The following is a 15,558-nucleotide window of genomic DNA, read 5'->3' as shown; positions in this document are numbered from 1 at the left end:
ACGTGTCGGACCCGATGCGTTCGCCCCCGAGCGGAAGGACCGCCGACGTGAGCCAGTACGTGTCCCGGTTCGCCGGCACCCGGCACCGGCACCCGGCACCGGCCCGGCTCCGGCTCCCCGGCCGGAACCGCACCCCGCGCCGCGTGGCCATGCTCAGCGTCCACACCTCCCCGCTGCACCAGCCGGGCACGGGCGACGCGGGCGGCATGAACGTCTACATAGTCGAGCTGGCGAAACGACTCGCCGCCATCGACATCGAGGTCGAGATCTTCACCCGGGCCACCACGGGCGGCCTCCCCCCGGTCGTCGAGCTCACCCCCGGCGTCCTCGTCCGGCACGTCGACGCCGGACCGTACGAGGGTCTGGCCAAGGAGGAGCTGCCGGCCCAGCTCTGCGCCTTCACCCACGGGGTGATGCAGGCGTGGGCGGGCCACCGGCCCGGCCACTACGACCTCGTCCACTCCCACTACTGGCTCTCCGGCCACGTCGGCTGGCTGGCCGCCCAGCGCTGGGGCGTCCCGCTCGTCCACGCCATGCACACCATGGCGAAGGTCAAGAACGCGGCGCTCGCCGAGGGCGACACCCCCGAGCCCGCCGCCCGGGTGATCGGCGAGACGCAGATCGTCGACGCGGCCGACCGGCTCATCGCGAACACCGCGGAGGAGGCCGACGAGCTCGCCCGCTTCTACGACGCCGACCCCGGCAAGATCGCGGTCGTCCACCCCGGCGTCAACCTGGACCACTTCCGCCCCGCCGACGGCCGGGCCGCCGCCCGCGCGCGGCTCGGGCTTCCGCAGGACGCCTTCATCCCGGTCTTCGCCGGCCGCATCCAGCCGCTGAAGGCGCCGGACATCCTGCTGCGCGCCGCCGCCGAGCTGCTCGACCGGGAGCCCTCGCTGCGCTCGCGCATGATCGTGCCCGTGGTCGGCGGACCGAGCGGCAGCGGTCTGGCGAAGCCGGAGGAGCTGCAGAAGCTGGCCGCCCGGCTCGGTCTGGCGGACCTCGTGCGCTTCCACCCGCCGGTGGGCCAGGACCGCCTGGCCGACTGGTTCCGCGCGGCGAGCGTCCTCGTCATGCCGTCCTACAGCGAGTCCTTCGGCCTGGTCGCGATCGAGGCGCAGGCGGCCGGCACCCCCGTCGTCGCGGCCGCGGTGGGCGGCCTGCCCGTCGCCGTACGGGACGGTGTGACCGGCTTCCTCGTCCAGGGGCACGACCCGGTGGACTACGCCCGCGCGCTCGGGCGCTTCGTGGCGGACCCGTCCCTCTCGGACCGGATGGGAGCGGCGGCGGCGCTGCACGCCGGCTCCTTCGGCTGGGACACGGCGGCGTCGGGCACGGCGGACGTCTACACGGCCGCCGTACACGACCACCGGCTGCGCGACACCCGCCGTCGCGTACGCTCCCACCATGGCTGAGACCGAGGACGTCCGACGGATCGTCGAGGACACCTTCAAGGACGCGGAACTGGAGTGGGAGTCCCCCGAGCCGGGCTCGTACGTGGTGAAACTCCCCGGCACGCGCAAGCTGTTCACGACGCTCTCGCTGCGCCTCGGTCGCCACTCGCTCTCCCTCAACGCCTTCGTCATCCGACACCCGGACGAGAACGAGCCGGGGGTCCACCGCTGGCTGCTGGAGCGCAACCTCCGTCTGTACGGGGTGAGTTACGCGATCGACGGTCTCGGCGACGTCTACCTGGCCGGCAAGCTGCCGCTCGCCGCGGTGACGCCCGAGGAGCTCGACCGGCTGCTCGGTTCGGTCCTGGAGGCGGCGGACGGCGACTTCAACACGCTCCTGGAGCTCGGTTTCGCCTCGGCGATCCGGCGCGAGTACGAGTGGCGGGTCTCGCGCGGCGAGTCGACCCGGAACCTCGACGCGTTCAAGAACCTCACCCAGAAGCCCGGCACCGGCACCGGCACCGCCGCCGAGTGACCCGCCCGGCGCCGCGGGTCCGGCGGCGTCCGGGCCGGTAGCCGAAGCCCGGTCACCGGCGACCTGTCACCGCGCCACCCTCCGGGCCGGGGGCCCGGTGCCCGGCCACCCACCACGACGACGGGCCCCTTCCCGGAGGCCTGCGGCAGCCCCGGCCCGGTGCGCCCGGCCGGCGCACCCGGGCGCGGCGCAGCGCGCTCAGTCGGCGGTGGCGGCGGCCAGGCCCGCGCGGTACCGGCCCGGAGTGGTGCCGAACTCCCGGCGGAAGGCGTGCGACAGGGCGTACGGCGTGCTGTAACCGACGCGCCGGGCGACGGCGGCCAGCGGATCCCCGGTGTCCCGGAGCAGCGCGGCCGCACGGGTCAGCCGCCACCAGGTGAGGTACGCCATCGGAGGCCGGCCCACGAGACCGGTGAACCGGCGGGCCAGCGTGGGACGGGACACCCCGGCCTCGGCCGCGAGCAGGTCGACGGTCCACGCGGCGGCCGGGTCGGAGTGCACCGCCCGCAGAGCGGCGGCGGTCACCGGGTCGCCGAGGGCCGCCGGCCAGCTCCCGCCCGCGCCGCCCGCTCCCGCCGTCCAGGACCGGATCATGTAGACGAGGAGCAGGTCGAGCAGGCTCGGCAGGGCGACCGCGGAGCCGGGCAGCCGCTCGCCCACCTCGCCGCCGAGGAGGGCGATGGCGGCGCGGAGGCCGGAATCGGCGCCCCCGTCGCCGGGGACGCCGTGGCCGGTCCGGTGCGGCAGGTGCACCACCGGGGGGAGCTCCGCGAGGAGCGGATGGACGTGGCTGCGGTCGAGCCGGTACTTGCCGCACAGCATCTCGACCGCGGGACCGTCCCCCGCGTCCTCCCCGGGGCCGGCGGGCGGGGGCCGCGACGCCGTCCCGTCCAGCCACCGCTCGAAGGGCACGGCGCGCGCGAGCCTCGCCGCGTCGGCGGGGCCGTCCGCCATCACGTGTCCGGTGCCGTGCGGCAGCAGGACGGCGTCGCCGGGGCCGAGTGCGACCGGCTCGCCGCCGTCGGGCAGCAGCCAGCAGCGCCCCTCCAGGACGACGTGGAAGCCCGCGCCCCCGTACGCCGCGAGCCGGGTGCACCAGCGGCCGGCGACCCGCACCCGCCGCGAGGAGGGCCGCCCGATCCGTACCGCCGAGATCGCGTCGCTCACCACGTCCATCGCGCCAGCGTAGCCCCGCCCGCGGGGCCTTGGGTGAGCCGTACGCGTATCCGGTGGAGCCGTACGGGCATGGAGAGTCTCACCGGCGCTGCCTAACGTCGAGGCATGACACAGGAGAGCGCAGAGCGCACGGTGCTGGGGGACGTCGAGATCGTCCGGGTCGTCGAATGGCAGGGGCCGTTCGCGGGCGCCGCCGAGCTCGTCCCCACGGCCGCCGGGCGGACGTGGCGGGACAACCGGGACTGGCTGGCACCGGACCACTGGGACCCCGAGGGCGACCGGGCGGTCATGGCACTGCAGACCTGGGTGCTGCGCAGCGCGGGCCGGACGGTGCTGGTCGACACGGGGGTGGGCAACGGGCGCGAGCGCCCCGGCGCGCCGCGGTTCCACCACTGGCGGGGGGACTTCCTCGGCCGCCTGGAGCGCGCCGGGGTACGGCCGGAGGACGTGGACGTCGTCGTCAACACCCACCTCCACGCCGACCACGTCGGCTGGAACACCCGGGCGGCCGACGGCTCGGACGGCGCGGGGTACGGGGAGGGCGACGGAGACCCGGGCGGTGCGGGCGGCGGTGCCGGGGGCAGTGGCGGTGCCGGCCCGGAGTGGGTGCCGACCTTCCCGCGCGCCGAGTACCTCCTGCCCGCGGCGGACGACGCCCACTTCGGCCCGGACAACGCCTACGGCGGCGGCCGCGCCCCGCACGACCGCCTCGTCTACGAGGACAGCGTCGCGCCCCTCCACCGCTCGGGGCAGGCCGTGCTCTGGGACGGGTTCCACCGCATCGACGAGCACCTCACCCTGGAGTCCGCGCCCGGGCACACGCCCGGCTCGGCCGTCCTGCGGCTCGCGTCGAAGGGGGAGCGGGCGGTGTTCGTGGGCGACCTGCTGCACAGCCCCGTGCAGATCCTCGACCCCGGGCACAACAGCTGCTTCTGCCTGGACGCCCGGGAGGCCGCGGCGAGCCGCCGCCGGATCCTCGAACGGGCCGCCGACCGGCGGGAACTGGTCGTCCCCGCGCACTTCGGCGGCTCGGGCACCGCCGAAGTGCGCAGGGACGGGGAGGGTTTCAGGCTCGCGGGGCGGGAGCGTCGGCCGAGGGGCTGACGGCGGACGTCCCGCCGGCGGCGACGACGCCCACGGCGTCGCCGGCATCGCCGACGCTCACGACGACGACTCCGACCTCGTCGCCGCCGTCGTCCGGCAGGGTGCCGCCGTCGACGACCCGGACGCCGCCGACGGCGGTCTCCCCGGCGTCGTCGCCGTCGGTCCCCCGGACACCGTCGGCCGCCCTCGTACCGCCGCCGGCGCCGTCCTCGCAGAGGGCCTTGCGGAGCCGCAGGGTGTAGCCGACGGCGGCGAGGACGCCGATGGCGAAGGTCGCGGCCCACAGGACGTCGGGACCGGGTCCGCCGACGATCGCGCCGGCGCCGATCGGGGCGACGAACCCGGCGACGGCCCAGGACATGCCCATGACGCCCTGGTAGCGGCCGCGGGCGTGCTCGGGGGCGAGGAGCGCGGTGGCCGCGGCGTTCGTCGGGACGTGGATCATCTCGCCGACGGTCCAGACGACGACGGTCGCGGCGAAGGCCACCACGGAGGAGCCGGCGAGGGCGGTGGCGCCGGTGCCGAGGGCGAAGAGCAGCGAGGAGAGGGTGAGCAGGACGACGGGGGAGCGCTTGTCGGTCAGCCTGTTGACGAGGAGTTGGAAGCCGACGATCACGATGCCGTTGACGGCGATCACGACACCGTACGACGAGGGCGAGAGGCCCTGGTCCGCCATGGTGAGGGGGAGACCGATCCAGGGGGCGGTGAAGACCAGGCAGACGAGGAGGTTGAGCAGGACGAGGGTGCGGAAGGGCGCGTCGCGCAGCACGGTCAGCATGCTGACCTCGGCCGCGGCGACCGGCCGGCCGGCCTGGTCGGTCTTCGCCTCGGGGCGGGTCTCGGGGAGCCGGAGGAAGACGATGACGGCGCACAGGGTGGTCGCGACGGCGTCCACGACGAACAGCGTCCGGTACCCGAGGAAGATCGCGGCGCCGCCGCCGATGGAGGCGATGGCGAAGCCGAGGTTCAGGGCCCAGTAGTTGAGGGCGTAGGCCCGGCGCACGTCGTGGGCGGGGACCATGTCGGCGATGGTCGCGTTGATCGAGGGCCGGACCGCCTGCATCGCGACGCCCATGAGGAGGACGACCGTCGCGATCGCCCAGGCGCTGGTGACGACGGCGAGGGCGGCGGCGGACGCGGCGGCCGCGAGGTGCATCGTGACCATCGTGGGGCGGCGGCCCCAGCGGTCGGTGAGCGCGCCGCCGAGCGGCGAGCCGGCGACGCCGCCGAGGCCGTGGAGGGCGACGACGAGTCCGGCGAACCAGGCCGAGTGCCCGAGCTCCACCGTCAGGTAGAGCGAGAGGAAGGTCAGGACGAAGGCCCCGGTGCGGTTGACCAGGGTCGACAGCCACAGCCACCAGAAGCCCCGCGGAAGCCCGGAGACGGTCGCGCTGGCTGATCGTCTGAGCGAGTCGATGGACATGTGTGGCCGGCCCCCTGCTGTGTGTAAGTCCCGCTTGCGGCCCTCGTAACTTACGTATCTCAGGTGTCGGACGCCAGCGAATTGACGACGCGCGTCAATCGTCGGAGGTCCATTAGGCTCGTACGCATGGCCGACGCACCGTACAAGCTGATCCTCCTCCGCCATGGCGAGAGCGAGTGGAACGAGAAGAATCTGTTCACCGGTTGGGTGGACGTGAACCTCACCGCCAAGGGTGAGAAGGAGGCGACGCGCGGCGGCGAGCTGCTGAAGGACGCCGGCCTGCTCCCCGACGTCCTGCACACCTCCCTCCAGAAGCGCGCCATCCGCACCGCCCAGCTCGCGCTGGAGTCCGCGGACCGCCACTGGATCCCGGTCAACCGCTCGTGGCGCCTGAACGAGCGCCACTACGGCGCCCTGCAGGGCAAGGACAAGGCCCAGACGCTCGCCGAGTTCGGCGAGGAGCAGTTCATGCTCTGGCGCCGCTCGTACGACACCCCGCCGCCGCCGCTCTCGGACGACAGCGAGTTCTCGCAGGCGCACGACGCCCGCTACGCGACGATCCCGCCGGAGCTGCGCCCGGACACCGAGTGCCTGAAGGACGTCGTGGAGCGCATGCTCCCGTACTGGTACGACGCGATCGTCCCGGACCTGCTGTCGGGCCGCACGGTCCTGGTCGCGGCCCACGGCAACAGCCTCCGCGCGCTCGTGAAGCACCTCGACGGCATCTCGGACGAGGCCATCGCGGGCCTCAACATCCCGACGGGCATCCCGCTCTCCTACGAGCTGGACGAGAACTTCAAGCCCCTCAACCCGGGCGGCACCTACCTCGACCCGGAGGCCGCGGCGGCCGCCATCGAGGCGGTCAAGAACCAGGGCAAGAAGTAACGGGCCCCAGCTCGGGAAGAGCCCCCCACCGGCCCCGCCGGGCGGGGGGCTCCTCCACATCCGGCCCCGGTCCGGCGACGGCTCCGGGCGGGCTCCGGTGCGGCCACCGGACGCCCGCGGGGCGGGAATTCGCGCGCCGGATCCGTACGTCCTCGCTAGCCTCCGCCCCATGAGTACGTCGCTCCGTCTGGAGAAGATCACCCCCGCCACCGTCGACGCCGCGCTCGCCCTGCGGGTGCATCCCCATCAGGAGCGGAACGTCGCCCCCGTCGTGCGTTCCCTCGCCGAGGCGTATGCCTTCGGGGAGGCCGCCTGGCCGCGGCTGATCTTCGACGGGGACGAGATCGTCGGCTTCCTGATGGCCTTCCTCGACCTCCGGTGGAACGCCGAGAAGGACCCCGAGGACCGCCGCAGCGGTCTCTGGCGGCTCAACATCGCCGCCGACGGGCAGGGCAAGGGGTACGGCCGGTTCGCCGTCGAAGCCGTCCGCGACGAACTGCGCCGGCGCGGCGCCTCCCAGCTGTACGTCACCTGGGAGCCCGGCCGGGACGGGCCCGGCGCCTTCTACGAGCGGCTCGGGTTCCGCCCGACGGGGGAGACCAGCGGCGAGCAGGTCGTCGGCGTGCTGGACCTCTAGTCCGGCGGACGGAGCGGGCCCGGGGCCGGCCGGACCAGGCCGAACAGGTCGACGCGGACCGAACCGGCCCGGGGCGGACCGAACCGGAGGCCCACGCAGGACCGAACCGAAGGCCCGCCCAGGACCGAACCGGCCCGTGCCGGCCCGTGCCGGACCGAGGCGGGCCGAGGTCGCGGATGTCGCGTCCTCGCCCCGCCCCCTCCACACATCCCGGTCAGCCGGAGCAGCCGCCGCACTGGCACGGGCCGCCCGACTGGCAGCCGCAGCCGCAGCCGGAGCCGCAGCCGCAGGCGCCCAGCAGGGGCAGGTGCACCGCCTCGCGCGGTGCCTCCGCCCCTGAGGTGGTCGCGGTCGGGTTGGGGGAATCGGCCATGGGGGTCCCTCCCTTTCGAGGCGCACATCGCCTCCCCCCATTGCATGCCCACCCGGACCGGCGCATCAACGGCGCATCGGCGCCCGCCCGCTACGCGCCCTCGACCGGCGCGTCCGCCGCCTGCAGCTCGTCCGCGTGCTCGCCCGTCACCAGGTACACCACGCGCTTCGCCACCGACACCGCGTGGTCCGCGAACCGCTCGTAGTAGCGGCCGAGCAGCGTCACGTCGACCGCCGTCTCGATGCCGTGCTTCCAGCGGTCGTCGATCAGGTGCTGGAACAGCGTCCGGTGCAGCAGGTCCATCTCGTCGTCGTCCGTCTCCAGCTGCAGCGCCAGGTCGACGTCCTTCGTGATGATGACCTCCGCCGCCTTCGCCATCAGGCGCTGCGCCAGCTGCCCCATCTCCAGGATGGTCGCGTGCAGGTCCCGGGGCACCGCCGTGTCGGGGAAGCGCAGCCGGGCGAGCTTCGCCACGTGCTGCGCCAGGTCGCCCGAGCGCTCCAGGTCGGCGCTCATCCGCAGCGACGTGACCACGATCCGCAGGTCCGTCGCGACCGGCTGCTGCCGCGCGAGCAGCGCTATCGCCCGGGCCTCCAGCTCGTGCTGGAGGTCGTCGACCTTCTGGTCGGCGGCGATCACGCTCTCCGCCAGCTTGAGGTCCGCGTCGAGCATCGCCGTGGTGGCGCGTCCGACCGCGGACCCGACGAGGCGGGCCATCTCGACCAGGCTCTCGCCGATCGAGTCCAGTTCCTCGTGGTACGCGTCCCGCATGGATGTCCCTCTCTACGCACAGCTCGGCACAGCTCCGGGGGGGTCCGGATGGGGGCCTCGGATCCCCACGCTCCCACCTTCCGTCCCGCACGCGTCCGGCTCCACCCGCACACATGAATCAATACTTTCCCCAAGGTGAACTCTGGGCGACGTAAGCCGTCGGCCCTCCCGGAGCATGTGAACCACTCCGGTCCTCGGGGTGAACTCTGAGCGACGAGTGTTCGAGGAGCCACTCGGACGGCTGGGAGAGAGTCCTCGCACCCGCATAACCTGGGAGGCATGGACGTGAACGCGGCGGTCGCCGCCCTGGCCGCGATCGCCGGCGTGTGCACCGGCGTGATCGCCATGCTGGCGTTCCGCTGGAGCGAGCGCGACCAGGCCAGACCCACCCGCACCTCCCTGCACACCGACGCCGTGCTCCCGCCCGGCGTCGACACCGTGCTGTCCGTACTGCGCTCCTCCGCGGTCGTCCTCGACGAGAGCGACTCCGTGGTGAAGGCCAGCTCGGCGGCGTACGCGCTCGGCCTGGTCCGCGGCGGGAAACTGGCCGTCGAGCCCATGCTCAACATGGCCCGTGACACCCGCCGCGACGGCGAGATACGACAGGTCGAGCTGGACCTGGCCCGGCGCGGCAGCGGCCGCGGCGAGGCACTCGCCGTGTCCGCGCGAGTCGCCCCGCTGGGCTCGCGGCTCGTGCTGCTGCTGGTCGAGGACCTCACCGAGGCCCGCCGCATCGAGGCGGTACGGCGCGATTTCGTCGCCAACGTCAGCCATGAGCTCAAGACCCCGACGGGCGCGCTCTCCCTGCTCTCCGAGGCCGTCATGGACGCCTCGGACGACCCCGAGGCGGTCACCCGCTTCGCCGGCCGCATGCAGATCGAGGCGACCCGCCTCACCAACCTCGTACAGGAGCTCATCGACCTCTCCCGCGTGCAGAACGACGACCCGCTGGAGGACTCCGAGCCGGTGTCCGTGGACGAACTCGTCGACGAGGCGATCGACCGCTCCCGGCACACCGCCACCACCAAGCAGATCACCATGGCGTCCGGAGGCACCGCCGACCTGCGGGTCTGGGGCAGCCGCGGCCAGCTCGCCGCCGCCCTCGGCAACCTGGTCGAGAACGCCGTCAACTACTCGCCCGCCCACACCCGCGTCGGCATCGCGGCCCGCAAGATCGCCGCGCCCGGCGGCGACCTGATCGAGATAGCCGTCACCGACCAGGGCATCGGCATCCCCGACAAGGACAAGGAGCGCGTCTTCGAGCGCTTCTACCGCGTCGACCCGGCCCGCTCCCGTGCCACCGGCGGCACCGGACTCGGCCTGGCCATCGTCAAGCACGTGGCCGCCTCCCACGGCGGAGAGGTCACCGTCTGGAGCACCGAGGGCCAGGGCTCCACCTTCACCTTGCGGCTGCCCGAGGCGGGCGCCGTACGGGACCGCCGACCCGCCTCGTCCCCCACCCCTGATCTCATGACCGAACCGCTTCCTGCCCCGGAGGTCCTTCCGTGACCCGAGTGCTTGTCGTCGAGGATGAGGAATCCTTCAGCGACGCCCTGTCCTACATGCTTCGCAAGGAGGGTTTCGAAGTCGCGGTAGCGGCGACCGGGCCCGACGGCCTCGACGAGTTCGAGCGCAACGGGGCCGACCTCGTCCTCCTCGACCTGATGCTTCCGGGCCTGCCCGGCACCGAGGTGTGCCGGCAGCTCCGCGGGCGCTCGAACGTCCCCGTCATCATGGTGACGGCCAAGGACAGCGAGATCGACAAGGTCGTCGGGCTGGAGATAGGAGCCGACGACTACGTGACGAAGCCCTTCTCCTCGCGGGAGCTGGTCGCCCGCATCCGCGCGGTGCTGCGCCGCCGCGGCGAGCCGGAGGAGGTCACCCCCGCGGCCCTGGAGGCCGGTCCGGTCCGCATGGACGTCGACCGCCACGTGGTGACGGTCGCGGGCGGCAAGGTCGACCTGCCCCTGAAGGAGTTCGACCTCCTGGAGATGCTGCTGCGCAACGCGGGCCGCGTGCTGACCCGCATGCAGCTCATCGACCGGGTCTGGGGCGCGGACTACGTCGGCGACACGAAGACCCTCGACGTCCACGTGAAGCGCCTCCGCGCCAAGATCGAGCCCGACCCGGGCGCCCCGCGCTACCTGGTCACGGTCCGTGGCCTGGGCTACAAGTTCGAGCCGTAGACACCGGCCCGGTCGGGTCGCCGGCGGTGCGCCGGCCCGGTCCCGACCCCCGCCGTCGCCGCGTACGGCGAAGGGCGCCCTCCCCGCCGGGGAGGGCGCCCTTTCCGCGTGCGTACGGGTCAGTGGCCGGCCGCGTGGCTCGCCTCGCCCGACGGCTCGCCGGAGGCCTCTCCGCCGTGCTCGCCCTCGGCCGCGCCCGAGGGCGAGGCGGAGGCGGTCGGCTGGGCGCCCGGGGGAGCCGGGAGGATGGTGGGGCCGAAGTCCTTGAAGTAGCTGGCGGCCGGGACCACGAAGGCGCTCAGGCCCACGTCGCCGGTCCGGCTCAGCTTGAAGACGACCTTCTGCGCGTCGCCGTCGCGGGTGGCCTCGCTGCCGTTCGCGATGACCGCGGAGGCGTTGCCCTCGCCGCCGATCACGACGGAGCCGTTGGCCGGGACGACGATCGGCCCGGTGCCGGAGGCGGCCTTGAGCGCCACCGCGGTGCCGGCGCTGCCCGGCAGGGTGATGGACTCCAGGGTCTGGGGCTCGTCGCCGTTGTTGAAGACGGTGGCCGAGACGACGGCCGGGCCCTTGGCCACGTCCAGGGGCTGGGTGATCACCAGCGCGTTCTGGATCTTGACGTCGTCCACCGTGACGGCGGCGTTGTCCGGCTTGATGCCGAGCGTCTGCGCGTCGTTGCCCGCACCACAGGCGGACAGCGCGGCGACGGAGAGAACGATGGCGGTGGCGGCGAGGGCGCCGCGTCGAAGGCTGCGGCTCACGGCGGCGGCATCTCCTAGGACGTACGGACAGGCTACGGACAGGCTTCGGACAGCTGTGGAACCAAGGACCGACGACGGGACCGAAGATCGGCTAAGGGTGTGTCAGCGCGCTCAGGTTACCGAGCCGCACTCTCCGTCCCGCACCCGACCCGCCCCTTACCGGCCACGGGGTCGCCGGGGGCGGGCCCGGCGGGCGGGCCCGCGGCACTTCCGGTGCGTCGGCCGGCGTGGCCGGATCACGACCCATTGACCTGTTGTTCACATAACTGCCTTGATCAATTCGGGGGCCGCGCCGCATTCACCGGAGCCTCGCCTCCGAAAATCCCCGACCGGCGCCCGCTGATCAATTACGGAATCACCCCGTGATGCATCCGTACGGGTGGACGATCCTCGAACGGAGTACGTTGGGAAGGGCACTCCGAACCCGACAAAACGGGACATCGGGCCTCTCTTGTGGGGGTTCGGGTAGGTGTAACGTGCGCGTTTCTCTCCGTCCGCGCAGCCGCTCCGACCTGCGAATACCGCCTTCCGGAAGCCCGCCGCAGCACGTTCGTGTCGCTGTTGTCAAGCCCCGAGATATGCCCTGACCTGCGAAAACGCCATTCAGAAGAAGCCGTATCCGTGTTACCCTGGATAGCCACGGAAGGGGTACCTGTCACATGACGTTCAAGGTTGGCGACACCGTGGTCTATCCCCATCACGGGGCCGCGCTGATCGAGGCCATCGAAACTCGCCAGATCAAAGGCGTGGACAAGACCTACTTGGTGCTCAAGGTCGCGCAGGGCGACCTGACGGTTCGTGTGCCGGCGGACAATGCGGAGTTCGTCGGTGTTCGCGACGTGGTCGGTCAGGACGGGCTGGACCGGGTCTTCGAGGTGCTGCGCGCACCGTACGCCGAAGAGCCGACGAACTGGTCCCGTCGCTACAAGGCAAATCTCGAGAAGCTCGCCTCCGGCGATGTCATCAAGGTCGCCGAAGTAGTCCGCGACCTGTGGCGGCGCGAGCGCGAGCGCGGTCTCTCCGCCGGTGAGAAGCGCATGCTCGCCAAGGCTCGGCAGATCCTGGTCAGCGAGCTGGCCCTCGCGGAGAACACGAACGAGGACAAGGCCGAGGCTCTCCTCGACGAGGTCCTCGCGTCCTGAGCGTGCTCTGACGACATCCGAGCGCGCAACCAAGTGAAGCGATGCCGCGGTGCCCGTCGGCGTACTGTGATCCACACAGTGCTGCCGCCGGGCGCTTCGGCATTTTCACGACCGCCCCAGCGGTCCCCCGTATGTCCTGTACACGCCTGTCCCGTACGCACGTTCGCGCACGCGTGTTCATCTCCGTATGCTCTCGTTCCCCCTGTTACGTCCGAACCCCTGTGCGCGGGCGCCGACGCCTCGACCGTCGTCACGGAAAGGGCCCGGTCAAGGCGGAGCGTCCGGCACGGTGAGGCCATACCCATGTCGGCCGCGGAAACAAACCTGCCGGAGTGCAACCGATGTCAGACGAAGCGCGTCCTTCTCGTACCGCCGTGGTGATCCCGGCGGCCGGACGGGGCGTACGCCTCGGTCCGGGCGCCCCCAAAGCGCTGCGCACGCTGAACGGCACCCCCATGCTCATCCACGCCGTCCGCGCGATGGCCGCCTCCCGCGCGGTCTCGCTCGTCGTCGTGGTCGCGCCCCGCGACGGCGCCGCCGAGGTCAAGAACCTCCTCGACGCCCACGCCCTCCCCGAGCGCACCGACTACCTCGTCGTCCCCGGCGGGGACACCCGCCAGGAGTCCGTGCGCCTCGGGCTCGACGCGCTCCCCGAGGGCATCTCCACCGTCCTCGTCCACGACGCCGCCCGCCCGCTCGTCCCCGTCGACACCGTGGACGCGGTCATCGAGGCCGTCCGGGGCGGGGCCGTCGCCGTCGTCCCCGCCCTCCCCGTCGCCGACACCGTCAAGGAGGTCGAGCCGGCCGAGCGCCCGGGCGAGCCCGAGCAGGTCGTCGCCACCCCCGTCCGGGCCCGGCTCCGCGCCGTCCAGACACCCCAGGGCTTCGACCACGACACCCTGGTGAACGCCCACGCCACCGTCGCCCTCACCGGCGAGGGGGCCACCGACGACGCCGGTATGGTCGAGCGGCTCGGCGCGCCCGTCGCCGTCGTGCCCGGCCACGAGGAGGCCTTCAAGGTGACCCGCCCCCTCGACCTCGTCCTCGCCGAGGCCGTACTCGCCCGCAGGAGGGCCAACGATGGCTTCTGAGCCGATGCACCTTCCCCGTACCGGCATCGGTACCGACGTCCACGCCTTCGAGAAGGGCCGCGAACTCTGGTGCGCGGGCCTCCTCTGGGACGAGTCCGCGAGCGACGGGTACGGCCTCGCCGGGCACTCCGACGGCGACGTCGCCGCCCACGCCGCCTGCGACGCGCTTTTCTCCGCCGCCGGCATCGGCGACCTCGGCGCCCACTTCGGCACCTCCCGCCCCGAGTACGCCGGCGCCTCCGGCGTCACCCTGCTCGCCGAGGCCGCCCGGATCGTGCGCGCCGAGGGGTTCGAGATCGGCAACATCGCCGTCCAGGTCATCGGCGTCCGCCCCAAGGTCGGCAAGCGGCGCGACGAGGCGCAGAAGGCGCTGAGCGAGGCGGCCGGCGCGCCGGTCTCCGTCTCCGGCACCACCACGGACGGCCTCGGCCTGACGGGTCGTGCGGAGGGGCTCGCGGCGCTGGCGACCGCCCTCGTGTACCCGGTGGCGCGGGCGTAGGGACGTCCCGGGGCGCCCGCCGTCCCGTTCACCGGTACCGGCATCCACCGGTACCGGTGAAAAACGTCATCGGAGACGGGGAACAGGTATCGGGGCACTACCACACGCCCACTACCCTGGAGTGGTGACTATTCGCCTGTACGACACCAGCGCCCGGCAGATCCGTGACTTCACCCCGCTCACGCCGGGCCAGGTCTCGATCTACCTCTGTGGTGCCACCGTCCAGGCGGCCCCGCACATCGGCCACATCCGTTCGGGGCTGAACTTCGACATCATGCGCCGCTGGTTCGCGTACCGCGGCTACGACGTCACGTTCATCCGCAACGTCACCGACATCGACGACAAGATCATCAGGAAGGGCGCCGAGCAGGGCCGCCCCTGGTGGTCCATCGGCTACGAGAACGAGCGCGCGTTCAACTCCGGTTACGAGGCGCTCGGTTGCCTGCCGCCGAGCTACGAGCCCCGCGCCACCGGGCACGTGCCCGAGATGATCGAGATGATGCGCGGCCTCATCGAGCGCGGTCACGCGTACGAGGCCGACGGCAGCGTCTACTTCGACGTGCGCTCGTTCCCGGGCTACCTGGAGCTGTCGAACCAGGACATCGACGACCTCCGCCAGCCCGACGAGGGCGTCTCCGGCAAGCGCGACCCCCGCGACTTCGCCATGTGGAAGGCCACCAAGCCGGGCGAGCCCGACTGGGAGACCCCGTGGGGCCGCGGCCGCCCCGGCTGGCACCTGGAGTGCTCGGCGATGGCCCACAAGTACCTGGGCTCCGCCTTCGACATCCACGGCGGCGGCCTCGACCTGATCTTCCCGCACCACGAGAACGAGATCGCCCAGGCCAAGGCCTTCGGCGACTCCTTCGCCCAGTACTGGGTGCACAACGCCTGGGTCACCATGAGCGGCGAGAAGATGTCGAAGTCGCTCGGCAACAGCGTGCTGGTGTCCGAGATGGTGAAGAACTGGCGCCCCATCGTCCTCCGCTACTACCTGGGCACCCCGCACTACCGGTCGATGATCGAGTACAGCGAGGAGTCCCTGCGCGAGGCCGAGTCGGCGTTCGGCCGCATCGAGGGCTTCGTCCAGCGCGCCACCGAGAAGGCCGGCAAGGACGTCGCCCCCGCCGCCGAGGTGCCGCCGGCCTTCGCCGAGGCCATGGACGACGACCTGGGCGTGCCCCACGCGCTCGCGATCATCCACACCACCGTCCGCCAGGGCAACAGCGCCCTCGCCGCGGACGACAAGGACGAGGCCATCGCCCGCCTCGCCGAGGTCCGGGCCATGCTCGGCGTCCTCGGCCTGGACCCGCTCGACCCGCACTGGGCCGAGGAGGGCGGTGGCGGCGACGAGCTCCACGGCGCCGTCGACACCCTTGTCCGGCTCGTGCTCCAGCAGCGGGAGTCGGCGCGCGAGCGCAAGGACTGGACGACCGCGGACGCGATCCGCGACCAGCTGGGCCAGTCCGGCCTCGCCATCGAGGACAGCCCCGACGGCCCCCGCTGGACGCTGGGCAACCGTTAGAAGACGTGCCGCTCGGGCCCCCGGGCGGCACACTTCAGTTACAGACTTTGTACGTCAGC

The 15,558-nt window shown here is 72.7% G+C and carries 16 protein-coding genes; 11 read left to right on the top strand and 5 right to left on the bottom strand.

What is annotated here, in order from left to right; all coding sequences use genetic code 11:
- Positions 1 to 47: 47 nt before the first annotated feature.
- Together mshA and ACY0MR_RS16945 are read left to right on the top strand one after the other, a co-directional pair.
- The gene (mshA, locus tag ACY0MR_RS16950) at positions 48 to 1,415 is read left to right on the top strand and encodes a D-inositol-3-phosphate glycosyltransferase (protein WP_388792244.1); all 1,368 of its coding nucleotides are present in this window, start codon (positions 48 to 50) and stop codon (positions 1,413 to 1,415) included.
- On the top strand, positions 1,408 to 1,929 hold the full coding sequence (locus ACY0MR_RS16945) for a type III secretion system chaperone family protein (RefSeq protein WP_388792246.1): 522 nt from the start codon (positions 1,408 to 1,410) through the stop codon (positions 1,927 to 1,929). Before mshA ends, ACY0MR_RS16945 begins: the two co-directional genes overlap by 8 nt.
- A 198-nt stretch (positions 1,930 to 2,127) precedes the next feature.
- On the opposite strand, the gene ACY0MR_RS16940 is transcribed toward ACY0MR_RS16945, so the two are convergent.
- Positions 2,128 to 3,105, bottom strand: a complete 978-nt coding sequence (locus ACY0MR_RS16940) for an AraC family transcriptional regulator (RefSeq protein WP_388792248.1) — start codon at positions 3,103 to 3,105, stop codon at positions 2,128 to 2,130.
- Between the two features lie 105 nt (positions 3,106 to 3,210).
- On the opposite strand from ACY0MR_RS16940, the gene ACY0MR_RS16935 reads away from it, so the two are divergent.
- A complete protein-coding gene (locus tag ACY0MR_RS16935) occupies positions 3,211 to 4,209 on the top strand; it encodes an MBL fold metallo-hydrolase (RefSeq protein ID WP_473561425.1) in 999 nt (332 codons plus the stop codon).
- Here the strand turns inward: ACY0MR_RS16935 and ACY0MR_RS16930 are convergent.
- Positions 4,172 to 5,632, bottom strand: a complete 1,461-nt coding sequence (locus ACY0MR_RS16930) for an MDR family MFS transporter (RefSeq protein ID WP_473561424.1) — start codon at positions 5,630 to 5,632, stop codon at positions 4,172 to 4,174. The genes ACY0MR_RS16935 and ACY0MR_RS16930 overlap by 38 nt on opposite strands.
- Before the next feature lie 126 nt (positions 5,633 to 5,758).
- On the opposite strand from ACY0MR_RS16930, the gene ACY0MR_RS16925 reads away from it, so the two are divergent.
- Together ACY0MR_RS16925 and ACY0MR_RS16920 are read left to right on the top strand one after the other, a co-directional pair.
- Positions 5,759 to 6,517 carry a phosphoglyceromutase gene (locus ACY0MR_RS16925; protein WP_361853112.1) on the top strand — a complete coding sequence of 253 codons (759 nt, stop codon included), beginning with the start codon at positions 5,759 to 5,761 and terminating at the stop codon, positions 6,515 to 6,517.
- A gap of 169 nt (positions 6,518 to 6,686) precedes the next feature.
- Complete coding sequence (locus ACY0MR_RS16920) at positions 6,687 to 7,154, top strand: GNAT family N-acetyltransferase (protein ID WP_473561422.1); 468 nt, start codon at positions 6,687 to 6,689, stop codon at positions 7,152 to 7,154.
- A 214-nt stretch (positions 7,155 to 7,368) separates the two neighbouring features.
- Here the strand turns inward: ACY0MR_RS16920 and ACY0MR_RS16915 are convergent, their stop codons facing one another.
- Together ACY0MR_RS16915 and phoU are read right to left on the bottom strand one after the other, a co-directional pair.
- The gene (locus tag ACY0MR_RS16915) at positions 7,369 to 7,527 is read right to left on the bottom strand and encodes a hypothetical protein (RefSeq protein ID WP_361853118.1); all 159 of its coding nucleotides are present in this window, start codon (positions 7,525 to 7,527) and stop codon (positions 7,369 to 7,371) included.
- Positions 7,528 to 7,617: 90 nt separating this feature from the next.
- On the bottom strand, positions 7,618 to 8,298 hold the full coding sequence (gene phoU, locus ACY0MR_RS16910; RefSeq protein WP_148003163.1) for a phosphate signaling complex protein PhoU: 681 nt from the start codon (positions 8,296 to 8,298) through the stop codon (positions 7,618 to 7,620).
- Positions 8,299 to 8,577: 279 nt separating this feature from the next.
- Between phoU and phoR the strand changes: the two genes are divergently transcribed.
- Positions 8,578 to 9,807 carry a two-component system sensor histidine kinase PhoR gene (gene phoR, locus ACY0MR_RS16905; protein WP_388792257.1) on the top strand — a complete coding sequence of 410 codons (1,230 nt, stop codon included), beginning with the start codon at positions 8,578 to 8,580 and terminating at the stop codon, positions 9,805 to 9,807.
- 5 nt (positions 9,808 to 9,812) lie between these two features.
- Positions 9,813 to 10,484 (top strand): two-component system response regulator PhoP, encoded by a 672-nt coding sequence (phoP, locus tag ACY0MR_RS16900; RefSeq protein ID WP_466728736.1) that lies wholly within the window; start codon positions 9,813 to 9,815, stop codon positions 10,482 to 10,484.
- Positions 10,485 to 10,603: 119 nt separating this feature from the next.
- On the opposite strand, the gene ACY0MR_RS16895 is transcribed toward phoP, so the two are convergent.
- Complete coding sequence (locus ACY0MR_RS16895; RefSeq protein WP_388792259.1) at positions 10,604 to 11,245, bottom strand: DUF461 domain-containing protein; 642 nt, start codon at positions 11,243 to 11,245, stop codon at positions 10,604 to 10,606.
- A gap of 659 nt (positions 11,246 to 11,904) precedes the next feature.
- Between ACY0MR_RS16895 and ACY0MR_RS16890 the strand changes: the two genes are divergently transcribed.
- The 4 genes from ACY0MR_RS16890 (at position 11,905) to cysS (ending at position 15,499) form a co-directional block, all read left to right on the top strand.
- The gene (locus ACY0MR_RS16890; protein WP_003953493.1) at positions 11,905 to 12,387 is read left to right on the top strand and encodes a CarD family transcriptional regulator; all 483 of its coding nucleotides are present in this window, start codon (positions 11,905 to 11,907) and stop codon (positions 12,385 to 12,387) included.
- A 341-nt stretch (positions 12,388 to 12,728) separates the two neighbouring features.
- Entirely contained in the window at positions 12,729 to 13,478 is a 750-nt protein-coding gene (ispD, locus tag ACY0MR_RS16885) for a 2-C-methyl-D-erythritol 4-phosphate cytidylyltransferase (RefSeq protein WP_388792261.1), read from the top strand.
- On the top strand, positions 13,468 to 13,977 hold the full coding sequence (gene ispF, locus ACY0MR_RS16880; RefSeq protein ID WP_392861630.1) for a 2-C-methyl-D-erythritol 2,4-cyclodiphosphate synthase: 510 nt from the start codon (positions 13,468 to 13,470) through the stop codon (positions 13,975 to 13,977). Before ispD ends, ispF begins: the two co-directional genes overlap by 11 nt.
- A 124-nt stretch (positions 13,978 to 14,101) precedes the next feature.
- Positions 14,102 to 15,499 carry a cysteine--tRNA ligase gene (cysS, locus tag ACY0MR_RS16875; RefSeq protein WP_404086477.1) on the top strand — a complete coding sequence of 466 codons (1,398 nt, stop codon included), beginning with the start codon at positions 14,102 to 14,104 and terminating at the stop codon, positions 15,497 to 15,499.
- Positions 15,500 to 15,558 lie beyond the last annotated feature (59 nt).

It is taken from the genome of Streptomyces sp. JN8, assembly GCF_055808075.1.
The sequence above is the reverse complement of the archived record's forward strand: the minus strand, read 5'-3'. Positions and strand labels throughout refer to the sequence as shown.

What these genes read in the sequence shown, in the direction of transcription:
- ACY0MR_RS16890 (WP_003953493.1), top strand. Translation starts at nt 11,905, where the DNA reads ATGACGTTCAAGGTTGGCGACACCGTGGTCTATCCCCATCACGGGGCC.
- ACY0MR_RS16930 (WP_473561424.1), bottom strand. Translation starts at nt 5,632, where the DNA reads ATGTCCATCGACTCGCTCAGACGATCAGCCAGCGCGACCGTCTCCGGG.
- ACY0MR_RS16940 (WP_388792248.1), bottom strand. Translation starts at nt 3,105, where the DNA reads ATGGACGTGGTGAGCGACGCGATCTCGGCGGTACGGATCGGGCGGCCC.
- ACY0MR_RS16945 (WP_388792246.1), top strand. Translation starts at nt 1,408, where the DNA reads ATGGCTGAGACCGAGGACGTCCGACGGATCGTCGAGGACACCTTCAAG.
- ACY0MR_RS16915 (WP_361853118.1), bottom strand. Translation starts at nt 7,527, where the DNA reads ATGGCCGATTCCCCCAACCCGACCGCGACCACCTCAGGGGCGGAGGCA.
- ispD (WP_388792261.1), top strand. Translation starts at nt 12,729, where the DNA reads ATGTCAGACGAAGCGCGTCCTTCTCGTACCGCCGTGGTGATCCCGGCG.
- ACY0MR_RS16935 (WP_473561425.1), top strand. Translation starts at nt 3,211, where the DNA reads ATGACACAGGAGAGCGCAGAGCGCACGGTGCTGGGGGACGTCGAGATC.
- ispF (WP_392861630.1), top strand. Translation starts at nt 13,468, where the DNA reads ATGGCTTCTGAGCCGATGCACCTTCCCCGTACCGGCATCGGTACCGAC.
- ACY0MR_RS16920 (WP_473561422.1), top strand. Translation starts at nt 6,687, where the DNA reads ATGAGTACGTCGCTCCGTCTGGAGAAGATCACCCCCGCCACCGTCGAC.
- phoR (WP_388792257.1), top strand. Translation starts at nt 8,578, where the DNA reads ATGGACGTGAACGCGGCGGTCGCCGCCCTGGCCGCGATCGCCGGCGTG.
- ACY0MR_RS16925 (WP_361853112.1), top strand. Translation starts at nt 5,759, where the DNA reads ATGGCCGACGCACCGTACAAGCTGATCCTCCTCCGCCATGGCGAGAGC.
- phoU (WP_148003163.1), bottom strand. Translation starts at nt 8,298, where the DNA reads ATGCGGGACGCGTACCACGAGGAACTGGACTCGATCGGCGAGAGCCTG.